Source organism: Kitasatospora sp. NPDC088779 (assembly GCF_040685395.1).
In the GTDB taxonomy this organism is placed as follows: domain Bacteria; phylum Actinomycetota; class Actinomycetes; order Streptomycetales; family Streptomycetaceae; genus Kitasatospora.
The window spans coordinates 173,002-194,888 of record NZ_JBFBHW010000014.1 but is presented as its reverse complement, the minus strand read 5'-3'; the positions used below and the strand labels follow the sequence as shown (position 1 = coordinate 194,888).

Genomic DNA, 21,887 nt, shown 5'->3' with positions numbered 1-21,887 from the left:
ACTACGAGGCGGGCGCCTGGATGTAGTCCTCCAGCCGGGCCACCGAGAAGCCCTGCTCCTGGATCCGGGCCAGCAGGTCGCCGAACATCTGGGTCATCGTGGCGCCCTTGAGCTCCTTCGGGCCGCGGAAGTGCGCCAGGATGATGTCGCCGGACTTCAGCTTCTTGTCCGCCGCCTGGTACTGCATGTCGTGGATCTGCATCGACTCGCGCCAGAGCACCATCGCGCGCGGGCCGCACTGCTGGACCGAGTTGTTCAGCGTGGGGGTGTTGGCACCGTCCCCGAACGGCGGGCGGAACAGCAGCGGGGCGGTGCCGTACTGCTGGGTGAGCGCGGACTGCGCGTCGCAGATCTCGGACTTCTGCTTCTCCGCCGGGATCTTGCTCATCACCGGGTGGTCCACGGTGTGGTTCTGGATGTGGTTGCCGAGCGCCTGGAGCGGCTTGAAGTAGCCGTAGTCGTTCTTGACGATGTCCCGGGTCAGGAACATCGAGATCGGCACCTTGAGCTCGGTCAGCATCTCGACGAACTTCGGGTCCTTCTCGGCGCCGTCGTCGATGGTGATGAAGACGACCTTGTCGCTCGTCTTCACCTCGCTGAACACCGGTACGGGGCCGGTCCGTTCGAGCTTGATGGGCTTGTCCGCGGGCGGCGCGGGGGCCGGTGCCAGCGGCTTGAGGTTCCACTTCGCCCAGGCCGCCGGGTCCCCGCCGGCCGGGGCCGGGGTGGTGGGCGTGCCGGCCGGGCTGGTCGGCACGGCGCCTCCGCCGGTGGGCTGGGGCGTGGCCGCCGAGCTGCCGCCGGCCGCCGCCGGGGCGGCGGCGCCCCCGTTGTCGCCGCATCCGGTAGCCAGGGCCAGCAGGGCCAGCGCCCCCACCGCGTACGTCCTGGTCCTGCTCCGACCGTCCCTGTTCACCGCAGCGCGCTCCCGGTTCCCGTCCAGCTTCTTCTCAGCTATGCACGGTAGCGGTCGGGGCGGCGGTTCCCGGACGGGGCCTATTCGACGTGCTCGCTGCTGAAGGACCAGCGGTGTACCGGGCGGCCGAGCAGGTCGGCCGGCGGGTCGGCGACCGGCACCGGCTCGCCGGTCCACCAGGTGATCAGCAGCACGCGTTCGCCGGGCGCGCCGAGCAGCTCGGTGCGGACCAGCCCGGCCGAACCGCGCACCGACGGCAGCGCCACCTCCCGTACCCAGGAGGCGAGTTCGGCCCCGCGGCCGGCGGCGGCGCGGGCCTCCCACATCGCGGCGACGGTCACTCGGCGCCACCGGTGAGGGCCTGGTACGCCTGGCCGTGGACGTCGCCGTGCCGGACGTCCGCGGCTGGCACGTGCGCCTCGGTCACCGGCAGCGAGGAGTCGGCGGACAGGTCGAGCGCGGACGGCGTGCGGTCGCGCCACACCATCTCGGAGCCCAGCGCGGCCACCATCGCGCCGTTGTCGGTGCACAGGCCCGGCCGGGGCACCCGCAGCCGGATGCCGGCCCGGTCGCAGCGCTGCTGGGCCATCTCGCGCAGCCGCGAGTTGGCGGCCACCCCGCCGCCGATCATCAGGTGGTCGACGCCGTTGTCCCGGCACGCCTTGACGGCCTTGCGGGTGAGTACGTCGGTGACGGCCTCCTGGAAGGACGCCGCCACGTCGGCGATCGGCACCTCCTCGCCGGCCCGGCGCTTGGCCTCCACCCAGCGGGCGACGGCGGTCTTCAGGCCGGAGAAGGAGAAGTCGTACGCGGGGTCGTTGCGGCCGCTCAGGCCGCGCGGGAAGGCGATCGCCTTGGGGTCGCCCTCGCGGGCGGTGCGGTCGACCACCGGGCCGCCCGGGAAGCCCAGGCCGAGCACCCGGGCGACCTTGTCGAAGGCCTCGCCGGCCGCGTCGTCGATGGTCGCGCCGAGCGGGCGGACGTCGCTGGTGATGTCCTCGCTGAGCAGCAGCGAGGAGTGCCCGCCGGAGACCAGCAGCGCCATCGTCGGCGACGGCAGCCGGCCGTGCTCCAGCTGGTCGACGCAGATGTGCGAGGCGAGGTGGTTGACCCCGTACAGCGGCTTGTCCAGCGCCCAGGCGTACGCCTTGGCGGCGCTGACACCGACCAGCAGCGCCCCGGCCAGGCCGGGGCCTGCGGTGACCGCGATGCCGTCCAGGTCGCTCGCCTTGACGCCGGCGGTGTCCAGGGCGCGCTGGATGGTCGGGACCATCGCCTCCAGGTGGGCGCGGCTGGCGATCTCCGGGACGACGCCGCCGAAGCGGGCGTGGTCGTTGACGCTGGAGGCGACCGCGTCGGCCAGCAGCGTGGTGCCGCGCACGATGCCGACGCCGGTCTCGTCGCAGGAGGTCTCGATGCCGAGGACGAGCGGTTCGTCAGCCATGGCGGGTGTCCTTAAGGTCCTTCGGGTCAGTGCTGGGGTGGTCGAGGCGCATCACCAGCGCGTCGACGTTGGCGGGCTGGTAGTAGCCGCGCCGGATGCCCACCGGTTGGAAGCCGAAGCGCTCGTACAGCTGCTGGGCGCGCGGGTTGTCCACCCGCACCTCCAGCAGCAGTTCGGCGCAGCCGCGGCGGGCGGCCTCCCGGATCAGGTCGGTGAGCAGCGCCGCGCCGAGGCCGGCGCCCTGGTGGCGCTGGTCGACGGCGATGGTCTGGACGTCGCCCTCGCCGGCGATCGCCATCAGCCCGGCGTAGCCGACGACGGCGCCGTCCGCGTTGGTGGCGACGGTGTAGTGGCGGGTGCCGCCGGGGTGGGTCTCGGCCAGCTCGGACCAGTACATCCCGGTGGACCAGGCGTCCTCGGGGAAGAGTCGCAGCTCCAGCTCCATCACCGGCGCGATGTCCCACCAGCGCATCGGGCGCAGGGTGGTGCCGTGTTTCACGCCGGGAGCACCGCCTTGCCCCCTAGAACGTTCTTGAAGGCGGCCGGCACCTGGGCGTCCGGGCGGCGCAGGTACAGCGGGACGTTCGGCAGCAGCTCGCGGCCGGCCGCCAGCTCGGCGGCGGCGAAGCCCGCCAGGGCGCCGGCCGACACGTGCTCGGGGCCGTGCGCGCCGGGGAAGGTCTCGGGGTAGAGCAGCGCGCCGGCGCCGACCGACCGCGGGCGCGGGGCCAGCTCGGCGGGGCGGTCCACGCCGGGGCCCTCGGTGCGGTGGCCGTCGGCGTCGTAGGAGGCCCAGTAGACCTCCTTGCGGCGCGCGTCGGTGGCCACCGTGAACGGCTGCCCGGCCAGGCCCTCGGCGCGGGCCTGGTGGGCGATCGCGTCCAGGGTGCAGACGCCGTGCACCGGCAGCCCGAGGGCGTGGCCGAGCGCGGCGGCGGTCACCAGGCCGACCCGCAGGCCGGTGTACGGGCCCGGGCCGACTCCCACCGCGATGCCGGTGAGCCGGTGCTTGTCGACGCCGGCCGCCCGCAGGACCTGGTCGATCGCGGGCAGGAGCAGTTCGCCGTGGCGCCGGGCGTCGACCTGGTGGGTCTCGGCGAGGACGGCCGTGCCGTCGTGGACGGCGGCGGTGACGGCGGGGGTAGCGGTGTCGAACGCGAGCAGCAGCACGGGTCAAGGTTAGACCGACGTTGGTCCGACCGGCTGATCGACCAGGCGTGCCGCCCGGGAACACACATCCGGGGCGCCGCGCCCCGGCTGGACGGACCTGGCACGATGGGGCGGTACGTAAAGGGACGGCGGCGGGAGCGGCACGTGGCGAAGATGGGTCCTGGTGTGGTGGTCACGGGGCTGACCCTGGGGGCCCTGGCGGTGGTGAGCCTGCTGGCCTTCCAGGCCAACGGTGCTCAGGACCGGGCGGCCGGCGCCAAGCCGACCGCCAGCACCACGACGTCCGGCGGGCCGGCCGCCTCCCCGACGCCGAGCGCCTCGGCCACCCCGACGGCCCCACCGCTGCCGACCATCTCGGGCAGCGGCACCAGGGTGGTCTACTCGATCAGCAGCCACTACGTCTGGCTGGTCGACCCGAAGAAGAACCCGCAGGTCACACCCGGCTTCCCGGTCACCCCGGGCTCGGTCGAGCCGGCTCCGGGCAGCTACTCGGTCTACAGCCGCACCCCGACGACCACCGGGACGGACGGCAAGCAGATCGAGCACGTGGTGCGCTTCGCGCAGCAGAACGGCGTGGTGTTCGGCTTCAGCGCCGCCGTGGACGGCGCGACCCCGACCGCCGAGCCGAACGCCAAGACCGGCGGCATCCGCAGCGGCCGCCCGGACGGCCAGCTGCTCTGGGACTTCGCGCCGAACGGCACCAAGGTGGTCGTGGTCGCCTGAGCTCGGCCCAGGTGAGTCAGGCCGCGCGGGGCGTGCCCGTCTCCGGCTCCTCGGCCCGCCGGGGCTCCGGCTCGGGCGGGGTGGACACCGCCTCGGCGGCCGCACAGGCGGCCAGCAGCGCCCGCATCGGCGCCCCCTGGACGCGGCGGGCGGACTCTCCGGCCCCGGCGCCGTGCCCGGCGCGCTTCGGGGCGGGGGTGGTGCTCGACATGGCGCCTCCCTAGTTAGGCAGACCTAACCGCAGCACCCATCCCACCACGCCCGGCACCCCGCCCGCAACACTTCCCGACAGCCCGTCGGCAAAACGGCGCACACCCGGGTGCGGGCCTCAGCCGAGCGCCTCCAGCGCGACGCCCGCCCAGCGCGGACCGAGGCCGGTCAGCACCACCCGGCGCGGGTCCAGGTCGTCCTCGTCGACGGTGTCGCCGAGGGCCCGCTCGATCCGCACCTCCAGCCGGTCCTCGGACAGCCGCTCGACCTTGCCCTCGCCCCACTCGACCACGACCACCGACTCCGGCAGCGAGACGTCCAGGTCGAGGTCCTCCATCTCGTCCAGGTCCCCGCCGAGCCGGTACGCGTCCACGTGCACCAGCGCCGGGCCGCCGACCAGCGACGGGTGCACCCGGGCGATCACGAAGGTCGGCGAGGTCACCGCCCCGCGGACCCCCAGCCCCTCCCCCAGGCCCCTGGTCAGCGTGGTCTTCCCCGCTCCCAGTTCACCGGAGAGCAGCACCAGGTCCCCGGGCCGCAGCAGCGCGGCCAGCTCCCGGCCGAGCCGGCCCATCCGCTCCGGGGTGGGGACGGTGAGAGTGGCGTGCGAGCCCATGCGCGTGTCTTGCCCTTCGGTCCGTACCGGCGTGCCGACCGCCGGCCGCCACCGCTACCGTGCCACATCGCCGGCCCGGCGCGCGCCGGGAAGGGGTCAGGAGCCGTCCAGGGCCGCCGGGGGCGGCGCGGCGGCGGCGAAGTCGGCGGCCCGGCGCAGCAGCGCCACCAGCTCGTGGTCGACCAGCTCCGGGCGCTCCAGCATCACCAGGTGCCCGGCGCCCTCCACCAGGACCAGCTCCGCGCCGGGCAGCCGCGCGACCATCGCCTCGCTGTGCGCCGACGGCGTCAGCAGGTCCTTCGTACCGGCCAGCACCAGCGTCGGCAGGCCGCTCAGGGCGGCGAGCGCCGCGTACTTCTCGTGCGTGCCGAACACCGGGTAGAACTCGGCGACCACGTCGATCGGGGTGGCGTCCAGCAGCTGCTCGGCGAACCGCACCACGCCCGGGTCGACGTCCCGCCCCCCGAAGGAGAACCTCCGGTAGAAGACGGCGGCGACGTCCGCGCCCAGCCGCCGGCTCGCCTCCACCAGCTCGACCTGTCGGCCCAGCAGCCGCATCATCCCGGGCGCGACCTTCTTGAACAGCTTCGCGCCGGCCGACGGCAGCCCGAGGCTGACCTCGTTCCAGTCCCCCGCCAGCGTGCCGATCAGCGCCACCCCGGCGACCCTCTCCCGGAACAGCTCCGGGTGCTGGTCGGCCAGCGCCATCACCGTCATGCCGCCCATCGAGTGGCCCACCAGCACCAGCGGCCCGGTCGGCGCGACGGCGTCGATCACCGCCTTGAGGTCGCCGCCCAGCTGGTCGATGCTGGCCGGCTCGCCGGCCAGGTAGGAGCGGGAGCGCTCGGAGCGGCCGTGGCTGCGCTGGTCCCAGAAGACCAGCCGCAGTCCCTCGCGCAGCGCGGCCCGCTGGAAGTGCCAGCTGTCCTGGTTGAGGCAGTAGCCGTGGCAGAACACCACGGTCAGCGGCTCGGGGCCGGAAGTGTCGCCGTCCGGCTCGGGGCCGGTGCCGTCCAGCTCGACGTACAGCTCGGTGCCGTCCGGCGCGGCCACCGTCCGCGGGCGCCCGCGCAGCGAGCCGTACGGGGCTTCGGCGTCCAGCTCGGCCCGGGCCCGGCGGCGGGTCGCCCGGCCGACGGTCAGCCGCTCGATCGCCACCCCGGCGGCCGCCCCGGCCGCCAGCACGCCGACCGAGATCCCGATCACACCGGCCCGGCTCACCCCGGAGGCCGCGCCGGCCGCCTTGGCCACCGCCGCGACCGGGCCGCTCTCGGCCGGTCCCTCCGTCATGCGCCCGGGCCCTCGGTGCGGCAGCCGCCCAGGTAGCGGCGCGGGACCCGGGCGCCGATCCGGGTCACGATCTCGTACGAGATGGTGCCGCAGGCCCGGCCCCAGTCCTCGGCGGTCGGTTCGCCCTGCTCGCCGTTGCCGAACAGCAGCACCTCGTCGCCGATCGCGGGGGTGTCCCCGCCGAGGTCCACGACGAACTGGTCCATCGCGACCCGGCCGGCGATCGTGCGCCACTTGCCGCCGATCTGCACCGGGCCGGTGCCGCTGGCGTGCCGCGGGATGCCGTCGCCGTAGCCGACCGGGACCAAGCCCAGCGTGGTCGGGCCCGGCGTCACGTAGTGGTGGCCGTAGCTGACCCCGTGCCCGCCCGGAACGTGCTTGACCAGCGCCAGCCGCGCGGTCAGCGCCATCACCGGACGCAGCCCGAAGTCGGCCGGCGACCCGACCTCCGGCACCGGCGACAGCCCGTACGCGGCCAGGCCGGTGCGGACCAGGTCGAAGTGCGACTGCGGGAGCAGCAGGGTGGCCGGCGAGTTCGCCAGGTGCCGCACCTCCGGGCGCAGCCCGGCGGCCTCGGCCCGGGCCAGCGCCGCGTGGAAGGAGTCCAGCTGGGCCTGGATCGACGGGTGGCCCGGCTCGTCGGCGGCGGCGAAGTGCGACCAGACGCCGACCACGGTCAGCAGCCCCTCCGCCTCGGCGCGGCGGGCGGCGGCCACCAGGTGCGGCCAGTCGTGCGGCTGGCAGCCGTTGCGGCCCAGACCGGTGTCCGCCTTCAGGTGCACCCGGGCCGGGATGCCGGTCTCCCGGACGGCCGGCAGCAGCTCGTCCAGCGCCCACTGGCCGCTCACCGAGATGTCGATGTCCGCGCGCAGCGCCTCCCGCCACGGCCCGCCCGGCGTCCACAGCCAGCACAGGACGCGGGCCTGCTCCGGGCGGATGCCCGCGGCCCGCAGTGCCAGCGCCTCCTCGGGCGTCGCGCAGCCGAGCCAGCCGACCCCGTTCGCGACCGCCTCGCGGGCGCACTCGACGGCGCCGTGGCCGTAGGCGTCCGCCTTGACCGCGAGCATCACCGCCGAGCTGCCGACGCGCTCGCGCAGCGCGGCGAGGTTGCCGCGCAGGGCGGCCAGATCGATGGTCGCCTCGGCCCGTACGCCGTCGGTCAGGGTCGCCGTGCCGGTCGTGTTCGCAGTTGTCATCAGGGTCAGTCTCCCAGACATCCCGGAGTCCTCGCCGAACGGCCCGTCCGTGCGGCGGCCGGTGCCAGGACCCCCGGCACCGCGCCGACCTGCGGCGCACCGCTCGTCACCCTGTTCCGGACGCCCACGGAGGACCGATCGGTTCCGCACCGCCCGCCCCGCCGCCCCGGGCCTACGCCTCCCGTACCGCCCGCCCCGGGCCTACGCCTCCCGTACCGCCCGCCCGCCCTCGACCGACGTCCCCGGCTACGCCTCCCGCACCGCCCGCCACACCGCGGGCAGCGCCTGCGCCACCGCGGGCGCCGTCACCGGCGCGCCCGGGTCGCCCGCCGCGTGGCGGCCCGCCAGGCCGTGCAGGTAGGCGCTCACCGACGCGGCGTCCAGCGGCGACAGGCCGGCCGCCAGCAGGGAGCCCGCCAGGCCGGCCAGGACGTCGCCGCTGCCGGCGGTGGCCAGCCAGGACGTGCCGGTGGGGTTGACCCGGACGGCGCCGCCCGGGTCGGCGATCACGGTGGTGGAGCCCTTGAGCAGGACCGTCGCCCGGTAGGCGGCCGCCAGTCGGCGGGCGGTGGCCAGCCGGGCGGCGGCCAGCGAGTCGGCGGGCGGCGGCGCAGTGCCGTCTGCGCCCGCGAGCAGCCGGGCGGCCTCGCCGGTGTGCGGGGTGAGCAGGGTGGGGGCCGTCCGGCCGGCCAGCGCGTCCGGGCCGAGCCGGGCCAGCTCGGTCAGCCCGTCCGCGTCCACCAGGACCGGGACGTCGCTCGACAGTGCCTCGGCCAGCGCCTGCCGCGCCCCCTCGCCGCCGCCCGGCCCGACCACCCAGGCCTGCACCCGCCCGGCCCCGGCCGGCCCGCCCTCGGTGACCAGCACCTCCGGGAAGCGCCGCACCACCTCCTCGGCCGCCGTGCCGACGTACCGGACGGCGCCCGCGCCGCCGTGCAGCGCCCCGGCGACCGCCAGCAGCGCCGCGCCCGGGTACGTCGCCGAACCGGCCGCCACCCCGACCACGCCCCGCCGGTACTTGTCGCTCTCGGCGCCCGGCAGCGGCAGCAGCGCCGCCACGTCCGCGTGCTGCAGGGCCGTCACCTCCGGCGCGGGCGGCTCCAGTCCGATCCCGACCAGCTGGACGGCGCCCGCGTAGGAGGCGCCCGGGTCGACCAGCAGGCCCGGCTTGTACGTGCCGAAGCAGACCGTGACGTCCGCGCGCAGCGCCTCGCCCGGCACCTCGCCGGTGTCGGCGTCGACCCCGCTGGGCAGGTCCACGGCCACCACGACCCCGCGCCGCCCGGCCCGCGCGTACGGCCGGGCCCCGGCCCGCAGCCCGCCCCGGCCGCCGATGCCGACGATGCCGTCCAGCACCAGGTCGGCGCGCGAGAAGTCGGCCAGGCCGACTTCCTGATCCAGCACCACCCGCCCGCCGGAAGCCCGCAGCGCGGCCAGCCCGCCCGCGTGCGCACGCTCCGGCGCGAGCAGCACCGCCGTCACCCGCGCGCCCCGCCGGGCCAGCGCCGCCCCGGCGTACAGGGCGTCACCCCCGTTGTCCCCGCTGCCGACCAGCACCACCACCCGACTGCCGTACACCCGCCCCCGACGCCCCGCCAGCAGCCGGGCACAGGTCGCCGCCAGCCCGGCGGCCGCCCGCTGCATCAACGTCCCCTCCGGCAGCCGCGCCATCAGCGCGGCCTCGGCGGCCCGGACGACTTCCACCCGATGGGCATGACGCATGAGAGGGCTCCTTCAGCGGTCGACGTACCGCCGACGCTAGCCCGCGCCACCGCCCCACGGCAGGCCGAGCTGCGGGACACTTTCGAGTGACAACCACTTCGATCCCCCACCGGTGTCGGTCCGCGCGCCTACCTTGTGGCTCGGCACGGATCCACAGGAGGGAGAAGGGCCATGGTCGCCATGCCAGCTGTCGAGGGCCCGCGAGGCCGGGACGACCTCGTCCAGGCGTTCCTGGAGTTGGACACCCCGCCCGGCTACAAGGCAGAGCTCGTCGAAGGGGAAATCGTCGTGACGCCACCACCGGACGGGGCCCACGAAACCGCGTTCTCGCTACTCAACCGGCAGTTCATGCGCAAGGTCGAGATCGAGCTGGACATCTCCGGCAACAAGGGACTGATCACACCCAAGGGTCGGTTCATCCCCGACGGAACCCTGAGCCCGGTCGGCCATTTCGAGCACGCTGACTCCTGGGCCTCCGCCACGGGAGTCCTGCTGGTCTTCGAGATCACCTCGACCAACCCGCACAAGGACCGCGAACCCAAGCGCCGCGGCTACGCCGCCGCCGGCATCCCGTGCTACCTGCTGATCGACCGCAGCGAGGGCATGGTCACGCTGTTCACCAAACCCGAGGGCGAGGACTACATCACCCGCACGCAGGTCGAGTTCGGCAAGCCGATCGACCTGCCCGCCCCCTTCTCCTTCACGCTCGACACGGCGCCCCTGCGGTAGGGCACAGCCACCGCAGGGACGCCGTGAGCGCTACTACTCGACGGTGACCGACTTGGCCAGGTTGCGAGGCTGGTCGACCTCGTGGCCCTTGGCCGTCGCCAGCTCGCACGCGAAGACCTGGAGCGGCACGGTGGAGACCAGCGGCTGGAGCAGGGTCGGGGTGACCGGGATGCGGATCAGGTGGTCCGCGTACGGGACGACCGCCTCGTCGCCCTCCTCCGCGATCACGATGGTGCGGGCGCCACGGGCCCGGATCTCCTGGATGTTGGAGACGATCTTGTCGTGCAGGATCGACCGCCCGCGCGGCGAGGGGACGACCACGACGACCGGCAGGCCCTCCTCGATCAGCGCGATCGGGCCGTGCTTGAGCTCGCCCGCCGCGAAGCCCTCGGCGTGCATGTACGCCAGCTCCTTGAGCTTGAGCGCGCCCTCCAGGGCCACCGGGAAGCCGACGTGACGGCCGAGGAACAGCACCGAGCGCGCGTCGGCGAGCGAGCGGGCCAGCTCGCGGACCGGCTCCATGGTCTCCAGGACCTGCTCGACCTGCTTGGGCGCGTCGCCGAGCTCCTTGATGACGGCGAAGATCTCGTCGCCCCACTTGGTGCCGCGCACCTGGCCCAGGTAGAGGGCGACCAGGTAGCAGGCGACCAGCTGGGTCAGGAACGCCTTGGTGGAGGCGACGGCGACCTCGGGGCCGGCGTGGGTGTACAGCACCGCGTCCGACTCGCGCGGGATGGTGGAGCCGTTGGTGTTGCAGATCGCCAGCACCTTGGCGCCCTGCTCCCGGGCGTGCCGCAGGGCCATCAGGGTGTCCATGGTCTCGCCGGACTGGGAGATGGCGATGACCAGCGTGCCCGGGCCCATGATCGGGTCGCGGTAGCGGAACTCGGAGGCGACCTCGACCTCGCAGGGGATGCGGGTCCAGTGCTCGATCGCGTACTTGGCGATCATGCCGGCGTGGAAGGCGGTGCCGCAGGCGACGATGACGACCTTGTCGACCGAGCGCAGGTCCGCGTCGGAGATGCGCAGCTCGTCGAGGATGAGCCGGCCGTCGGTGCCGATCCGGCCGAGGAGGGTGTCGGCGACGGCCTTCGGCTGCTCGGCGATCTCCTTGAGCATGAAGTAGTCGTAGCCGCCCTTCTCGGCGGCCGAGGCGTCCCAGTCGACGTGGTACTCGCGCACGTCGGCCGGGGTGCCGTCGAAGTTGGTCACCGTGACGCCGTCCCGGCGCAGCTCGACGACCTGGTCCTGACCCAGCTCGACGGCCTCGCGGGTGTGCGCGATGAACGCGGCGACGTCGGAGGCGAGGAAGTTCTCGCCCTCGCCGCGCCCGACCACCAGCGGCGAGTTGCGGCGGGCGCCGACGACCACGTCCGGCGCGTCGGCGTGCACGGCGACGAGGGTGAAGGCGCCGTCGAGGCGGCGGCAGACCACTCGCATGGCCTCCGCGAGGTCGCCGTCGTAGGCCTCGCCGAGCAGGTGCGCGACGACCTCGGTGTCGGTCTCGGAGCGGAGGGTGTGGCCGCGCTCGGCGATCTCGGCCCGCAGCTGGGCGAAGTTCTCGATGATGCCGTTGTGCACCACGGCCACCCGGAGGTGGTCGTCCAGGTGGGGGTGGGCGTTGGCGTCCGTCGGGCCGCCGTGGGTGGCCCAGCGGGTGTGGCCGATGCCGGTGGTGCCGCCGGGCAGAGGGGTCTCGGCGAGCGACTTCTCCAGGTTGGCGAGCTTGCCGGCCCGCTTGTCGGTGACCAGACTCCACTGCCCGTCGGAGTCCTGCGCCTGCACCGCGACACCGGCCGAGTCGTAGCCCCGGTACTCCAGTCGCTGCAGGCCTGCGATTACTACGTCGAGGGCGGACTGCGCGCCCACGTATCCAACAATTCCGCACATGCGTGCCAGCATAAGGGCGGTTCTGGGGCCCTTTTCCCGATTCCCGCGAACAGTGCGTGACCGACACCACAACCACGGTGAACGCCGCCACGGCTCACAATGGAGCATGTGCTGACCGAACTCTGTACGCGGGGCGCCGCCACGCCCGGCCCGTCGCCGTCCCCCTACGTGGACCTCAGTCGGGCCGAGTGGAGCGCACTGCGCGAGCGTACGCCGCTGCCGCTGACCGCCGAGGAGGTGGAACGGCTACGCGGCCTCGGTACCGCCCTCGACCTGGACGAGGTCCGCGACGTCTACCTGCCGCTGTCCCGGCTGCTGAACCTGTACATCCACGCCACGCACGAGCTGCGCGGCACGCTGGGCACCTTCCTGGACACGCCGGACACCGAACGCACCCGCACCCCGTTCATCATCGGGGTGGCCGGCTCGGTCGCGGTCGGCAAGTCGACGACGGCCCGCCTGCTCCAGGCCCTGCTCGCCCGCTGGCCCGAGCACCCGCGGGTCGAGCTGGTGACCACGGACGGCTTCCTGCTGCCCAACGCCGAGCTGCGCCGCCGCGGCCTGATGGCCCGCAAGGGCTTCCCGGAGTCGTACGACCGCCGGGCGCTGATGCGCTTCGTCGCGGACGTGAAGGCGGGCAAGGAGCGCGTCACCGCGCCGGTGTACTCGCACCTGGTGTACGACATCGTGCAGGGCGAGCGGCTCACCGTGGAGCGCCCGGACATCCTGATCGTCGAGGGCCTGAACGTGCTCCAGCCGGCCCTGCCCGGCAGCGACGGGCGCACCCGTCTGGCGGTGGCCGACTACTTCGACTTCTCGATCTACGTCGACGCCCGCACCGACGACATCGAGCACTGGTACCTGGACCGCTTCCGCAAGCTCCGGCAGACCGCCTTCCAGGACCCGAACTCCTACTTCCGCCGCTTCACCGAGGTGCCGGAGGAGGAGGCGATGGAGTACGGCCGGCAGGTCTGGCGCACCATCAACAAGCCGAACCTGCTGGAGAACGTGCTGCCGACCCGCGGCCGGGCCACCCTGATCCTCCAGAAGGGGGCGGACCACAAGGTCCGCCGGGCGCTGCTGCGCAAGCTCTGACACCGATGCGACGGAAGGGGCCCCGCCGGCGGCGGGGCCCCTTCCGTCATGCCGGGCTCGCTCAGCCCAGGTGCGTCCGCACGGCCTCGGCCAGCCGCTGCGCGACGGACTCGGCCTGCACCGGGTCGGCGGCCTCGACCATGACCCGGACCAGCGGCTCGGTGCCGGACGAGCGCAGCAGCACCCGGCCGGTGGAGCCCAGTTCGGCCTCGGCCTCGGCGACCGCGGCGGCCAGCTCGACGCTGGTGTGGACCCGGCTCTTGTCGACGCCCTTGACGTTGATCAGCTGCTGCGGCAGACGGGTCATCACGGCGGCCAGGTCGGCCAGCGGCTGCTTGGTGGCGGCCAGCCGGGCGCCCAGCATGAGGCCGGTCAGGGTGCCGTCGCCGGTGGTGGCGTGGTCGAGCAGGATGACGTGGCCGGACTGCTCGCCGCCCAGCGCGAAGCCGTGCTCCTTCATCGCCTCCAGCACGTAGCGGTCGCCGACGGCGGTCTCCACCAGGTCGACGCCCTCGCGCTCCATCGCCAGCTTGAAGCCGAGGTTGGACATCACGGTGGCCACCGCGGTGTTGCGGCGCAGGGTGCCGGCGTCCTTCATGGCGACGGCCAGGATGGCGATGATCTGGTCGCCGTCCACCTCGTTGCCGTCCGCGTCGGCGGCCAGGCAGCGGTCGGCGTCGCCGTCGAGGGCGATGCCGAGGTCGGCGCGGTACTCCGTCATGGCGGCCCGCAGCCGGTCCAGGTGGGTGGAGCCGACGCCGTCGTTGATGTTGAGGCCGGTGGGCTCCGCCCCCAGGGTGTGGACGACCTCGGCGCCGGCCCGGGCGAAGGCCTCGGGGGCGACGTAGGCGGCGGCGCCGTGGGCGCCGTCGATGACGACCTTGATGCCGTCGAGGCGGTTGGGCAGCACGCCGATCAGGTGGGCGACGTACTTGTCGAAGCCCTCGGTGTACTCGCGCACCCGGCCGACGGCGGCGCCGGTCGGGCGGTTCCAGTCCTCGCTGCCGAGCGTGTGCGTGCGGTAGTGGGCCTCGATCGCGTCCTCGATGCGGTCGTCCAGCTTGTGGCCGCCGCGGGCGAGGAACTTGATGCCGTTGTCGGGCATCGCGTTGTGGCTGGCGGAGAGCATCACGCCGAAGTCGGCGCCGAGCGCGCCGGTGAGATAGGCCACGGCCGGGGTCGGCAGCACGCCGACCCGGAGCACGTCGACACCGGCGCTCGCCAGGCCGGCGATGACAGCGGCCTCCAGGAACTCGCCCGAGGCTCGCGGGTCCCGGCCGACCACCGCGACCGGCCGGTGGCCCTCGAAGGCGCCGGCCTCGCCGAGCACATGGGCCGCCGCGACCGACAGCCCGAGCGCGAGCTCGGCCGTCAGGCCCTCGTTGGCCACCCCGCGCACGCCGTCCGTACCGAAGAGTCGTCCCACTGTCCCGTCCTCCATCACCACTGCTCGGAACCCAACCGATGGCACCCGGCCGCCGCACGATAGCCGGGGAACACGTCGCCCCGGAGTACACGTGGTACTCCGGGGCGACGGTTCGCGCAACCAGGGGGTGCGCCGCCAGGGCGGACCGCACCCCCAGGGACGCGATTAGCGCTTGCTGTACTGCGGCGCCTTGCGGGCCTTCTTGAGACCGGCCTTCTTGCGCTCGACGGCGCGGGCGTCACGGGTCAGGAAGCCGGCCTTCTTCAGCGCGCCGCGGTTGTTGTCCACGTCGGCCTCGTTCAGGGCACGGGCCACGCCGAGGCGCAGCGCGTAGGCCTGGCCGGAGACGCCGCCACCGGTGATGCGGGCGACGACGTCGTAACGGCCGTCAAGCTCGAGGAGCTTGAAGGGCTCGTTCACGGTCTGCTGGTGCACCTTGTTGGGGAAGTAGTTCTCCAGGGTGCGACCGTTGATCTTCCACTGGCCGGTGCCGGGGACGATGCGCACGCGGGCGATCGCCTCCTTGCGACGGCCGAGGCCGGCGCCCGGGATGGCCTCGCCGAAGCGGCCGGCCAGCGACTCGGAGGTGTAGCTCTCCTCGGAGGTGTACTCGCCCTCGACGGCCTCAACGGCCTCGTCGAAGTCGACCTCAAGGGTTTCAGTGGTCTCGGCCACGGTGTTCCTCAGCTCTTTTCAGTGTTGGGGGGCTTGGTGGCCGAATTACTGCGCGACCTGGGTGATCTCGAACGGCACCGGCTGCTGGGCAGCGTGCGGGTGCTGGTCGCCCGAGTAGACCTTCAGCTTCGAGAGCATCTGGCGGCCCAGGCTGTTCTTGGGGATCATGCCCTTGATGGCCTTCTCGACGGCCTTCTCCGGGTTGTTCGCCAGCAGGTCGTCGTAGCGCACCGACCGCAGACCGCCCGGGAAGCCAGAGTGGCGGTAGGCCAGCTTCTGGGTCTTCTTGTTACCGGACAGGTGCACCTTGTCGGCGTTGATGATGATGACGAAGTCACCAGTGTCAACGTGCGGCGCGTAGATCGCCTTGTGCTTACCCCGGAGGAGGTTGGCGGCCTGGGAAGCCAGACGGCCGAGCACGACGTCGGTCGCGTCGATGACGTGCCACTGACGCTGGACGTCGCCGGGCTTGGGGCTGTACGTACGCACGGTCGTAGCCTTCGCTTTTCAGTGAGTGAGTCCTGACAGGAGCACCCGGGACGGAAGAGCAGCCTGGCCAACCTTGGACGCAATTCAAGGGGGACCGCTGGTCGTCGAACCTGATGTCTCCGGCGTACCGACCTCTCACGTGAGATAGAGCGAGCCAATACGCACATCAAGCGTCCAGGTTACCGGGCGCGCGGGTGGGGGTCAAAAATCGGCTTCCCCCACCCCCGCCGTCACTCAGCGTTCGCGCTCCACCCGGCTGACGTCCCAGACCGGCTCGGGCGACTCGTAGACCCGGCCGTCGGCGCCGAACACCAGGTAGCGGTCGAAGGTCTTGGCGAACCAGCGGTCGTGGGTGACGCACAGCACGGTGCCGTCGAAGGCCTCCAGCCCGGCCTGCAACGCCTCGGCACTGTCCAGGTCCAGGTTGTCGGTCGGCTCGTCGAGCAACAGGGCCGTCACGCCGGAGAGTTCGAGCTTGAGGATCATCAGCCGGGCCTGCTGCCCACCGGACAGCGACTCGAACTTCTGCTCCTCCTGCCGGTCCAGCTCGTAGCGGCGCAGCGCGCCCATCGCGGCGCTGCGGCTGAGCGCGTGCTCCTCCTCGACGATCGAGCGCACCGTCCGGCCGAACAGCTCCGGGTGGGCGTGGGTCTGCCGGAAGTGGCCGGGGACGACCCGGGCGCCGAGCTTCCAGGTGCCGGTGTGCGCGACGCTCTCGTCACCCGCCAGCAGCCGCAGGAAGTGCGACTTGCCGGAGCCGTTGGAGCCGAGCACGGCGACCCGCTCGCCGTAGAACACCTCCAGGTCGAAGGGCTTCATCAGACCGGTGAGCTCCAGCTGCTCCACGGTGAAGGAGCGCACGCCGGTACGCCCGCCCTTGAGCCGCATGGTGATGCTCTGCTCGCGCGGGGGCTCCTCCGGGCGGCCGGCCTCCTCGAACTTCTTCAGCCGGGTCTGGGCGGCGGCGTAGCGGGTGGCGAGCGCGTGGCTGACGGAGGCCGCCTGGCGCAGGGTGACGACCAGCTTCTTGAGCTTGGCGTGTTCCTCGTCCCAGCGCCGGCCCAGCTCCTCGAAGCGCGCGAAGCGGTCCTTGCGGGCCTCGTGGAAGCTGTCGAACCCGCCGCCGTGCACCCAGACGCTGCTCCCGGCCGCGCCGGACTCGACGGCGATGATCTTGTCGGCGGCCTCGGAGAGCAGCTCGCGGTCGTGCGAGATGAACAGGACGGTCTTCGAGGTGGCCTTGAGGGCCTCCTCCAGCCAGCGCTTGCCCGGGACGTCCAGGTAGTTGTCGGGCTCGTCGAGCAGCAGCACCTCTTCGGGGCCGCGCAGCAGCGCCTCCAGGACGAGCCGCTTCTGCTCACCGCCCGAGAGGGTGTTCAGGCCGCGCCACTGGGCCTTGTCGAAGGGCATTCCGAGGGCCGCCATGGTGCAGACGTCCCAGTCGGTCTCGTAGTCGTAGCCGCCGACGTCGGCCCAGTCGGAGAGCGCCTGGGCGTAGGCCATCTGGGTCTTCTCGTCGTCCTGGGCGATCATCGCCAGCTCGGCGGCGTCCACCGCGCGGGCGGCGACGGCGATCCGCTCGGGGGCGACGGACACCAGCAGGTCGCGGACCGAGGCGTCCGGCGCCAGCGCGCCCGGGGTGGCCCGCTCGTCCTCGCGGCCGGTGGTGCCGACGAACTGGCGCATCACGCCGAGCCCGCCGCTGATCGTCACCGTGCCGCCGTGCGGCTGGAGGTCCCCCGCGATCATCCGCAGCAGGGTGGTCTTGCCGGCCCCGTTGGCGCCGACCAGGGCGACCGCGGCGCCCTCGCCGACCCGGAAGGACGCGTCGTCGAACAGCACCCGCCCGTCCGGCAGGTAGTACTCAAGGTGCGAAATCTCGACGTGTCCCATGCGGACGATTGTCCCAAGCCGACGCGCCCGGCCCAAACGGATTACCCGACGGGCGGCTGACCGGGCAGTGTGCGCAGCCGCCTGGCCTGGCGGTTGCGCTCGGCGAGCTGGTCGTCCGCCGGGTAGCCGACTTCCTCGAGAGTGAGCCCGTACGGCCGGATCACGTTGACGGCCGAGTTGCGGACCCCGCCGACCAGCACCTCGCCGGGGAACTCCACCGGCCGGTGCCCGTCGCCGACCAGCAGCATCGCCCCGACCAGCGCCCGGACCATGTTGTGGCAGAACGCGTCGGCGCGGACGGTGGCGACCGCCAGCGAGCCCTCCTGGGCGGCGTAGGAGTCCACCGGGACGCGGTCCCAGCGCAGCTCCAGCAGGGTACGGATGGTGGTGGCGCCCTCGCGCTTCTTGCAGTACGCGGCGAAGTCGTGCTCGCCGAGCAGCAGCTTCGCTGCCTCGTTCATCCGGTCGACGTCCAGCGGGCGGTCGTGCCAGAGCACGTGCCCGCGCAGCAGCGGGTCGACCCCGCCGGGGTGGTCGGCGACCCGGTAGGCGTAGCGGCGCCAGATCGCCGAGAAGCGGGCGTCGAACCCGGCCGGCGCCTCGCCGACCCGGTAGATCCGGATGTCCCCGGGCAGCCGGCCGGCCAGCCGGCGCAGCAGCTTCTCGCGGTGCGCCTCCCAGAGCTCGGCCGGCAGGTCGACGTGCGCGACCTGGCCGCGGGCGTGCACCCCGGCGTCGGTGCGCCCGGCCACGGTCAGCGGGAACAGCTCGGGGCTGCGGGTGACGATCTGCAGCGCGCTCTCGATCTCCTCCTGGACCGTCCGGCGGCCGCCGCGCTGGCGGGCCCAGCCGGAGAACTCGGCGCCCTGGTAGGCGAGATCGAGCCGGACCCGGACGCACCCGTCGGCCGGGCCGTCCTTCACCGGCGGCTGCTCGGCGCAATCGTTGACCACAATCCACTCCAGACAGAAGGAACGGGCCCGCTCCCCCACGGATGGGAGAGCGGGCCCGCGACCACACCTAGCGGTGTCAGGCCTGCTCGGCCTCGACGGCCTCGTCGGCCTTGGCGTCGGCCGGAGCCTCGACCTTGGCCTCGGCCTCCTTGACGGCGCGCTTGGTGGCGCCCTCGGCCTCGCCGACGGCGGTCTGCGCGACGGTCAGCGCCTCGACCAGCTCGATCACGGCCATCGGGGCGTTGTCGCCACGACGGGGACCGATCTTGGTGATACGGGTGTAACCACCCGGGCGGTTCTCGTAGCGCGGCGCGATCTCGGTGAAGAGGGTGTGCAGCACGGCGATGTCGGTGATCGTCTTGCGCACCAGGCGACGGTTGTGGATGTCGCCCTTCTTCGCCTTGGTGATCAGCTTCTCCGCCAGCGGGCGCATCCGACGGGCCTTGGCCTCGGTCGTGGTGATGCGGCCGTACTGGAACAGCTCCCGGCACAGACCGGCGAGCAGCAGCGGCTCGTGGTGCGGGCCGCCGCCGAGGCGGGCACCCTTGGTGGGACGCGGCATGGATGACTCCTTGAATCTCCGACTACGGCCGTATCAGGTACCGCAGCGGGCGTCCGGGCACTGTTGCCCGGACGACTTTCACGACGACGGGGGCGGTTCGGTGGAACCGCCCCCGCGGCCAAATCTCTTAGTACTGCTCGGTCTCGGCGTAACCCGCGTCGTCCAGGTCGTCGGCGCCGAAGGCGTCGGCGGCGGCGGTCGGGTCGAACCCGGGCGGGCTGTCCTTGAGGGCCAGGCCCATGCCGGCCAGCTTCGCCTTGACCTCGTCGATCGACTTCGCACCGAAGTTGCGGATGTCGAGCAGGTCGGCCTCGGAGCGGGCGACGAGCTCACCCACGGTGTGGATGCCCTCGCGCTTGAGGCAGTTGTAGGAGCGGACGGTGAGTTCCAGCTCCTCGATCGGCAGCGCCAGGTCGGCGGCCAGGGCGGCGTCCGTCGGGGACGGGCCCATGTCGATGCCCTCGGCGTCGATGTTCAGCTCGCGGGCGAGACCGAACAGCTCCACCAGGGTCTTGCCGGCCGAGGCCATGGCGTCACGCGGACGCATGGCGGGCTTGGTCTCGACGTCGACGATCAGCTTGTCGAAGTCGGTCCGCTGCTCGACACGGGTGGCCTCGACCTTGTAGGTGACCTTCAGCACGGGGCTGTAGATCGAGTCGACCGGGATGCGGCCGATCTCCTGGCCGGAGGCCTTGTTCTGGACGGCGGAGACGTAGCCGCGACCGCGCTCGACGGTCAGCTCCATCTCCAGCTTGCCCTTGCCGTTCAGCGTGGCGAGGACCAGCTCCGGGTTGTGCACCTCGACACCCGCCGGCGGGGCGATGTCGGCGGCGGTGACGACACCCGGGCCCTGCTTGCGCAGGTACATCACGACCGGCTCGTCGTGCTCCGAGGAGACGACCAGCTGCTTGATGTTGAGGATGAGGTCGGTCACGTCCTCCTTGACGCCCGGCACGGTGGTGAACTCGTGCAGGACGCCGTCGACGCGGATGCTGGTGACAGCGGCACCCGGGATCGACGACAGGAGCGTGCGGCGCAGGGAGTTGCCGAGGGTGTAGCCGAAGCCCGGCTCCAGCGGCTCGATCACGAACCGCGAGCGGAACTCGTCGACGACCTCTTCGGTCAGCGAGGGGCGCTGAGCGATAAGCATGGGGGGTATTCCTCCAGTTGTCTTCGGCACCCACTATTTGATGCCGACAGGACCAAGCGTACGGGGTCCCGCGAACAGCGACGAATCACCGCGTGGGACCCCGTACGAAGGTTCAAAGCAGGTACTGCGAGCCCGAAGGCGCTGCGTCAGACGCGGCGGCGCTTCGGCGGACGGCAGCCGTTGTGCGGGGTGGGGGTGACGTCCTGGATCGAGCCGACCTCCAGGCCGGTGGCCTGGAGCGAGCGGATCGCGGTCTCGCGGCCGGAGCCCGGACCCTTGACGAAGACGTCAACCTTGCGCATGCCGTGCTCCTGCGCGCGACGGGCAGCGGCCTCGGCGGCCATCTGCGCGGCGAACGGGGTGGACTTGCGCGAGCCCTTGAAGCCGACGTGACCGGCGGAGGCCCAGGAGATCACGTTGCCCGCGGGGTCGGTGATCGAAACGATGGTGTTGTTGAACGTGCTCTTGATGTGCGCGTGGCCGTGAGCGACGTTCTTCTTTTCCTTGCGGCGGATCTTCTTCGCGCCGGCAGCCTGACGACCCTTGGGGGGCATAAGTCTGTTCTCCTACTGAGGTGGTCGGTCCGCTGACCCGCGGGCCGGAGGGATGTCCGGTTACGGGACGGACTACTTCTTGCCCGGCTTCTTCTTGCCGGCGATCGCGCGACGCGGGCCCTTGCGGGTACGCGCGTTGGTGTGGGTGCGCTGACCGCGGACCGGCAGGCCGCGGCGGTGACGCAGACCCTCGTAGCAGCCGATCTCGACCTTGCGGCGGATGTCGGCGGCCACCTCACGGCGGAGGTCACCCTCGACCGTGTAGTTGGCGTCGATGTACTGGCCCAGCTTCACGAGGTCTTCCTCGGAGATGTCGCGAACGCGGACATCCGGGTTGACACCGGTCTCGACCAGGGTCTGCTGGGCGCGGGTACGGCCGATGCCGTACACGTAGGTAAGGGCGATCTCGATCCGCTTCTCACGGGGGAGATCAACGCCGGCGAGGCGTGCCATTCAAGGCTCCTGTGCTTTTTCAGAGGTCTTGCGTGCTACCTACTCCTTCGCCTCTCGACGATGGAGCCCCGGCCTCTGACCGGGGGTGGCAGTCCGTCCCTTCGTGGGAACGGATCGGGTAGCCCGCTTATGACGTTTTCGCGTCGCGCGAAGTACTACGAGAAATGCTGGGGAGAGATCAGCCCTGGCGCTGCTTGTGGCGCAGGTTGTCGCAGATCACCATGACCCGGCCGTGGCGGCGGATCACCTTGCACTTGTCGCAGATCTTCTTGACGCTCGGCTTGACCTTCATGTTCAGGTTCTCCGGGTCTAGATCTGACGTTCTTACTTGTAGCGGTAGACGATCCGCCCGCGCGTGAGGTCGTAGGGGCTGAGCTCCACGACGACCCGGTCGTCCGGCAGGATGCGGATGTAGTGCATGCGCATCTTGCCACTGATGTGCGCGAGGACCTTGTGACCGTTCTGCAGCTCGACCCTGAACATCGCGTTCGGAAGAGACTCGATCACGGTGCCCTCGATCTCAATGGCGCCTTGCTTCTTAGCCATGAACTGCGAGATCCACCTTCCGGGACCGGCTACCGTATGCGGCACGCTCGTGCGAACCTGGGTTCACCCCGCCCCCGAAGGGAAGAGGGCGTGCTGAAGCACGCTACGAGTGAGCCGACGGTCCATCCTACGCCAGTGCGTCCGGTGGGCCAAAACGAGGTCCCCCGAAGGCAGCCACCGTGACG

25 protein-coding genes are annotated in these 21,887 nt (G+C 72.4%); 3 read left to right on the top strand and 22 right to left on the bottom strand.

Translation table 11 applies throughout. The annotated features are described in order from the left end of the window. Window position 1 precedes the first annotated feature (1 nt). From AB0P03_RS16545 to tsaB, 5 genes are all read right to left on the bottom strand, one after another. A complete protein-coding gene (locus AB0P03_RS16545; RefSeq protein ID WP_363580144.1) occupies window positions 2–916 on the bottom strand; it encodes a polysaccharide deacetylase family protein in 915 nt (304 codons plus the stop codon). Between the two features lie 80 nt (window positions 917–996). After that, a complete protein-coding gene (locus tag AB0P03_RS16540) occupies window positions 997–1,257 on the bottom strand; it encodes a hypothetical protein (protein ID WP_363629386.1) in 261 nt (86 codons plus the stop codon). Beyond that, complete coding sequence (gene tsaD, locus AB0P03_RS16535) at window positions 1,254–2,360, bottom strand: tRNA (adenosine(37)-N6)-threonylcarbamoyltransferase complex transferase subunit TsaD (protein WP_350877149.1); 1,107 nt, start codon at window positions 2,358–2,360, stop codon at window positions 1,254–1,256. Before tsaD ends, AB0P03_RS16540 begins: the two co-directional genes overlap by 4 nt. Next, on the bottom strand, window positions 2,353–2,832 hold the full coding sequence (gene rimI / locus AB0P03_RS16530; protein ID WP_363580297.1) for a ribosomal protein S18-alanine N-acetyltransferase: 480 nt from the start codon (window positions 2,830–2,832) through the stop codon (window positions 2,353–2,355). The genes tsaD and rimI overlap by 8 nt, the downstream gene beginning before the upstream one ends. Window positions 2,833–2,855: 23 nt before the next feature. Then, window positions 2,856–3,530 carry a tRNA (adenosine(37)-N6)-threonylcarbamoyltransferase complex dimerization subunit type 1 TsaB gene (gene tsaB / locus AB0P03_RS16525; protein ID WP_350877147.1) on the bottom strand — a complete coding sequence of 225 codons (675 nt, stop codon included), beginning with the start codon at window positions 3,528–3,530 and terminating at the stop codon, window positions 2,856–2,858. A 153-nt stretch (window positions 3,531–3,683) separates the two neighbouring features. Between tsaB and AB0P03_RS16520 the strand changes: the two genes are divergently transcribed. Then, a complete protein-coding gene (locus AB0P03_RS16520) occupies window positions 3,684–4,253 on the top strand; it encodes a hypothetical protein (RefSeq protein ID WP_363580295.1) in 570 nt (189 codons plus the stop codon). 16 nt (window positions 4,254–4,269) lie between these two features. Here the strand turns inward: AB0P03_RS16520 and AB0P03_RS16515 are convergent, their stop codons facing one another. From AB0P03_RS16515 to AB0P03_RS16495, 5 genes are all read right to left on the bottom strand, one after another. After that, window positions 4,270–4,464 carry a hypothetical protein gene (locus tag AB0P03_RS16515; protein ID WP_063348989.1) on the bottom strand — a complete coding sequence of 65 codons (195 nt, stop codon included), beginning with the start codon at window positions 4,462–4,464 and terminating at the stop codon, window positions 4,270–4,272. 117 nt (window positions 4,465–4,581) lie between these two features. After that, window positions 4,582–5,079, bottom strand: a complete 498-nt coding sequence (gene tsaE, locus AB0P03_RS16510; protein ID WP_363580138.1) for a tRNA (adenosine(37)-N6)-threonylcarbamoyltransferase complex ATPase subunit type 1 TsaE — start codon at window positions 5,077–5,079, stop codon at window positions 4,582–4,584. A gap of 96 nt (window positions 5,080–5,175) precedes the next feature. Next, window positions 5,176–6,369, bottom strand: a complete 1,194-nt coding sequence (locus tag AB0P03_RS16505; RefSeq protein WP_363580136.1) for an alpha/beta hydrolase — start codon at window positions 6,367–6,369, stop codon at window positions 5,176–5,178. Beyond that, window positions 6,366–7,565, bottom strand: a complete 1,200-nt coding sequence (gene alr / locus AB0P03_RS16500) for an alanine racemase (RefSeq protein ID WP_363580134.1) — start codon at window positions 7,563–7,565, stop codon at window positions 6,366–6,368. Before alr ends, AB0P03_RS16505 begins: the two co-directional genes overlap by 4 nt. A 246-nt stretch (window positions 7,566–7,811) precedes the next feature. Next, window positions 7,812–9,287 carry an NAD(P)H-hydrate dehydratase gene (locus tag AB0P03_RS16495; protein WP_363629385.1) on the bottom strand — a complete coding sequence of 492 codons (1,476 nt, stop codon included), beginning with the start codon at window positions 9,285–9,287 and terminating at the stop codon, window positions 7,812–7,814. A gap of 171 nt (window positions 9,288–9,458) precedes the next feature. Between AB0P03_RS16495 and AB0P03_RS16490 the strand changes: the two genes are divergently transcribed. Next, window positions 9,459–10,016, top strand: coding sequence for a Uma2 family endonuclease (locus AB0P03_RS16490; RefSeq protein ID WP_363629383.1), 558 nt, complete (start codon window positions 9,459–9,461; stop codon window positions 10,014–10,016). Window positions 10,017–10,049: 33 nt separating this feature from the next. Here the strand turns inward: AB0P03_RS16490 and glmS are convergent, their stop codons facing one another. Continuing rightward, window positions 10,050–11,906, bottom strand: a complete 1,857-nt coding sequence (gene glmS, locus AB0P03_RS16485; RefSeq protein ID WP_363580128.1) for a glutamine--fructose-6-phosphate transaminase (isomerizing) — start codon at window positions 11,904–11,906, stop codon at window positions 10,050–10,052. A 99-nt stretch (window positions 11,907–12,005) separates the two neighbouring features. Here glmS and coaA point away from each other — a divergent pair, with 99 nt between their 5' ends. Beyond that, window positions 12,006–13,001, top strand: coding sequence for a type I pantothenate kinase (gene coaA / locus AB0P03_RS16480; RefSeq protein ID WP_063348983.1), 996 nt, complete (start codon window positions 12,006–12,008; stop codon window positions 12,999–13,001). Window positions 13,002–13,062: 61 nt separating this feature from the next. Here the strand turns inward: coaA and glmM are convergent, their stop codons facing one another. The 11 genes from glmM to infA form a co-directional block, all read right to left on the bottom strand. Continuing rightward, window positions 13,063–14,427 carry a phosphoglucosamine mutase gene (gene glmM / locus AB0P03_RS16475; RefSeq protein WP_363580126.1) on the bottom strand — a complete coding sequence of 455 codons (1,365 nt, stop codon included), beginning with the start codon at window positions 14,425–14,427 and terminating at the stop codon, window positions 13,063–13,065. Between the two features lie 165 nt (window positions 14,428–14,592). Beyond that, on the bottom strand, window positions 14,593–15,102 hold the full coding sequence (gene rpsI, locus AB0P03_RS16470; protein ID WP_363580124.1) for a 30S ribosomal protein S9: 510 nt from the start codon (window positions 15,100–15,102) through the stop codon (window positions 14,593–14,595). A 45-nt stretch (window positions 15,103–15,147) separates the two neighbouring features. Further along, a complete protein-coding gene (gene rplM, locus AB0P03_RS16465) occupies window positions 15,148–15,591 on the bottom strand; it encodes a 50S ribosomal protein L13 (RefSeq protein WP_030055846.1) in 444 nt (147 codons plus the stop codon). Window positions 15,592–15,825: 234 nt separating this feature from the next. After that, window positions 15,826–17,484: an ATP-binding cassette domain-containing protein gene (locus tag AB0P03_RS16460; RefSeq protein WP_350877126.1), complete on the bottom strand. Its 1,659-nt coding sequence runs from the start codon at window positions 17,482–17,484 to the stop codon at window positions 15,826–15,828. A 41-nt stretch (window positions 17,485–17,525) separates the two neighbouring features. Continuing rightward, the gene (truA, locus tag AB0P03_RS16455; RefSeq protein ID WP_363629382.1) at window positions 17,526–18,437 is read right to left on the bottom strand and encodes a tRNA pseudouridine(38-40) synthase TruA; all 912 of its coding nucleotides are present in this window, start codon (window positions 18,435–18,437) and stop codon (window positions 17,526–17,528) included. A gap of 76 nt (window positions 18,438–18,513) precedes the next feature. After that, window positions 18,514–18,999: a 50S ribosomal protein L17 gene (rplQ, locus tag AB0P03_RS16450; protein ID WP_350877122.1), complete on the bottom strand. Its 486-nt coding sequence runs from the start codon at window positions 18,997–18,999 to the stop codon at window positions 18,514–18,516. 127 nt (window positions 19,000–19,126) lie between these two features. Continuing rightward, entirely contained in the window at window positions 19,127–20,149 is a 1,023-nt protein-coding gene (locus AB0P03_RS16445; protein ID WP_030232516.1) for a DNA-directed RNA polymerase subunit alpha, read from the bottom strand. 146 nt (window positions 20,150–20,295) lie between these two features. Next, window positions 20,296–20,703, bottom strand: a complete 408-nt coding sequence (gene rpsK / locus AB0P03_RS16440; protein ID WP_030232513.1) for a 30S ribosomal protein S11 — start codon at window positions 20,701–20,703, stop codon at window positions 20,296–20,298. 72 nt (window positions 20,704–20,775) lie between these two features. Next, window positions 20,776–21,156: a 30S ribosomal protein S13 gene (gene rpsM, locus AB0P03_RS16435; RefSeq protein WP_063348977.1), complete on the bottom strand. Its 381-nt coding sequence runs from the start codon at window positions 21,154–21,156 to the stop codon at window positions 20,776–20,778. Window positions 21,157–21,334: 178 nt separating this feature from the next. Further along, window positions 21,335–21,448, bottom strand: coding sequence for a 50S ribosomal protein L36 (rpmJ, locus tag AB0P03_RS16430; RefSeq protein ID WP_003956441.1), 114 nt, complete (start codon window positions 21,446–21,448; stop codon window positions 21,335–21,337). Window positions 21,449–21,480: 32 nt separating this feature from the next. After that, on the bottom strand, window positions 21,481–21,702 hold the full coding sequence (gene infA, locus AB0P03_RS16425; RefSeq protein ID WP_014047798.1) for a translation initiation factor IF-1: 222 nt from the start codon (window positions 21,700–21,702) through the stop codon (window positions 21,481–21,483). Window positions 21,703–21,887 lie beyond the last annotated feature (185 nt).

Excerpts from the sequence above, each read along its gene's own strand:
- tsaD (WP_350877149.1), bottom strand. The coding sequence starts at position 2,360 with ATGGCTGACGAACCGCTCGTCCTCGGCATCGAGACCTCCTGCGACGAG.
- rimI (WP_363580297.1), bottom strand. The coding sequence starts at position 2,832 with ATGCGCTGGTGGGACATCGCGCCGGTGATGGAGCTGGAGCTGCGACTC.
- AB0P03_RS16520 (WP_363580295.1), top strand. The coding sequence starts at position 3,684 with ATGGGTCCTGGTGTGGTGGTCACGGGGCTGACCCTGGGGGCCCTGGCG.
- AB0P03_RS16515 (WP_063348989.1), bottom strand. The coding sequence starts at position 4,464 with ATGTCGAGCACCACCCCCGCCCCGAAGCGCGCCGGGCACGGCGCCGGG.
- tsaE (WP_363580138.1), bottom strand. The coding sequence starts at position 5,079 with ATGGGCTCGCACGCCACTCTCACCGTCCCCACCCCGGAGCGGATGGGC.
- AB0P03_RS16505 (WP_363580136.1), bottom strand. The coding sequence starts at position 6,369 with ATGACGGAGGGACCGGCCGAGAGCGGCCCGGTCGCGGCGGTGGCCAAG.
- alr (WP_363580134.1), bottom strand. The coding sequence starts at position 7,565 with ATGACAACTGCGAACACGACCGGCACGGCGACCCTGACCGACGGCGTA.
- AB0P03_RS16495 (WP_363629385.1), bottom strand. The coding sequence starts at position 9,287 with ATGCGTCATGCCCATCGGGTGGAAGTCGTCCGGGCCGCCGAGGCCGCG.
- AB0P03_RS16490 (WP_363629383.1), top strand. The coding sequence starts at position 9,459 with ATGGTCGCCATGCCAGCTGTCGAGGGCCCGCGAGGCCGGGACGACCTC.
- glmS (WP_363580128.1), bottom strand. The coding sequence starts at position 11,906 with ATGTGCGGAATTGTTGGATACGTGGGCGCGCAGTCCGCCCTCGACGTA.
- coaA (WP_063348983.1), top strand. The coding sequence starts at position 12,006 with ATGGAGCATGTGCTGACCGAACTCTGTACGCGGGGCGCCGCCACGCCC.
- AB0P03_RS16460 (WP_350877126.1), bottom strand. The coding sequence starts at position 17,484 with ATGGGACACGTCGAGATTTCGCACCTTGAGTACTACCTGCCGGACGGG.
- rplQ (WP_350877122.1), bottom strand. The coding sequence starts at position 18,999 with ATGCCGCGTCCCACCAAGGGTGCCCGCCTCGGCGGCGGCCCGCACCAC.
- AB0P03_RS16445 (WP_030232516.1), bottom strand. The coding sequence starts at position 20,149 with ATGCTTATCGCTCAGCGCCCCTCGCTGACCGAAGAGGTCGTCGACGAG.
- rpsK (WP_030232513.1), bottom strand. The coding sequence starts at position 20,703 with ATGCCCCCCAAGGGTCGTCAGGCTGCCGGCGCGAAGAAGATCCGCCGC.
- rpsM (WP_063348977.1), bottom strand. The coding sequence starts at position 21,156 with ATGGCACGCCTCGCCGGCGTTGATCTCCCCCGTGAGAAGCGGATCGAG.
- rpmJ (WP_003956441.1), bottom strand. The coding sequence starts at position 21,448 with ATGAAGGTCAAGCCGAGCGTCAAGAAGATCTGCGACAAGTGCAAGGTG.
- infA (WP_014047798.1), bottom strand. The coding sequence starts at position 21,702 with ATGGCTAAGAAGCAAGGCGCCATTGAGATCGAGGGCACCGTGATCGAG.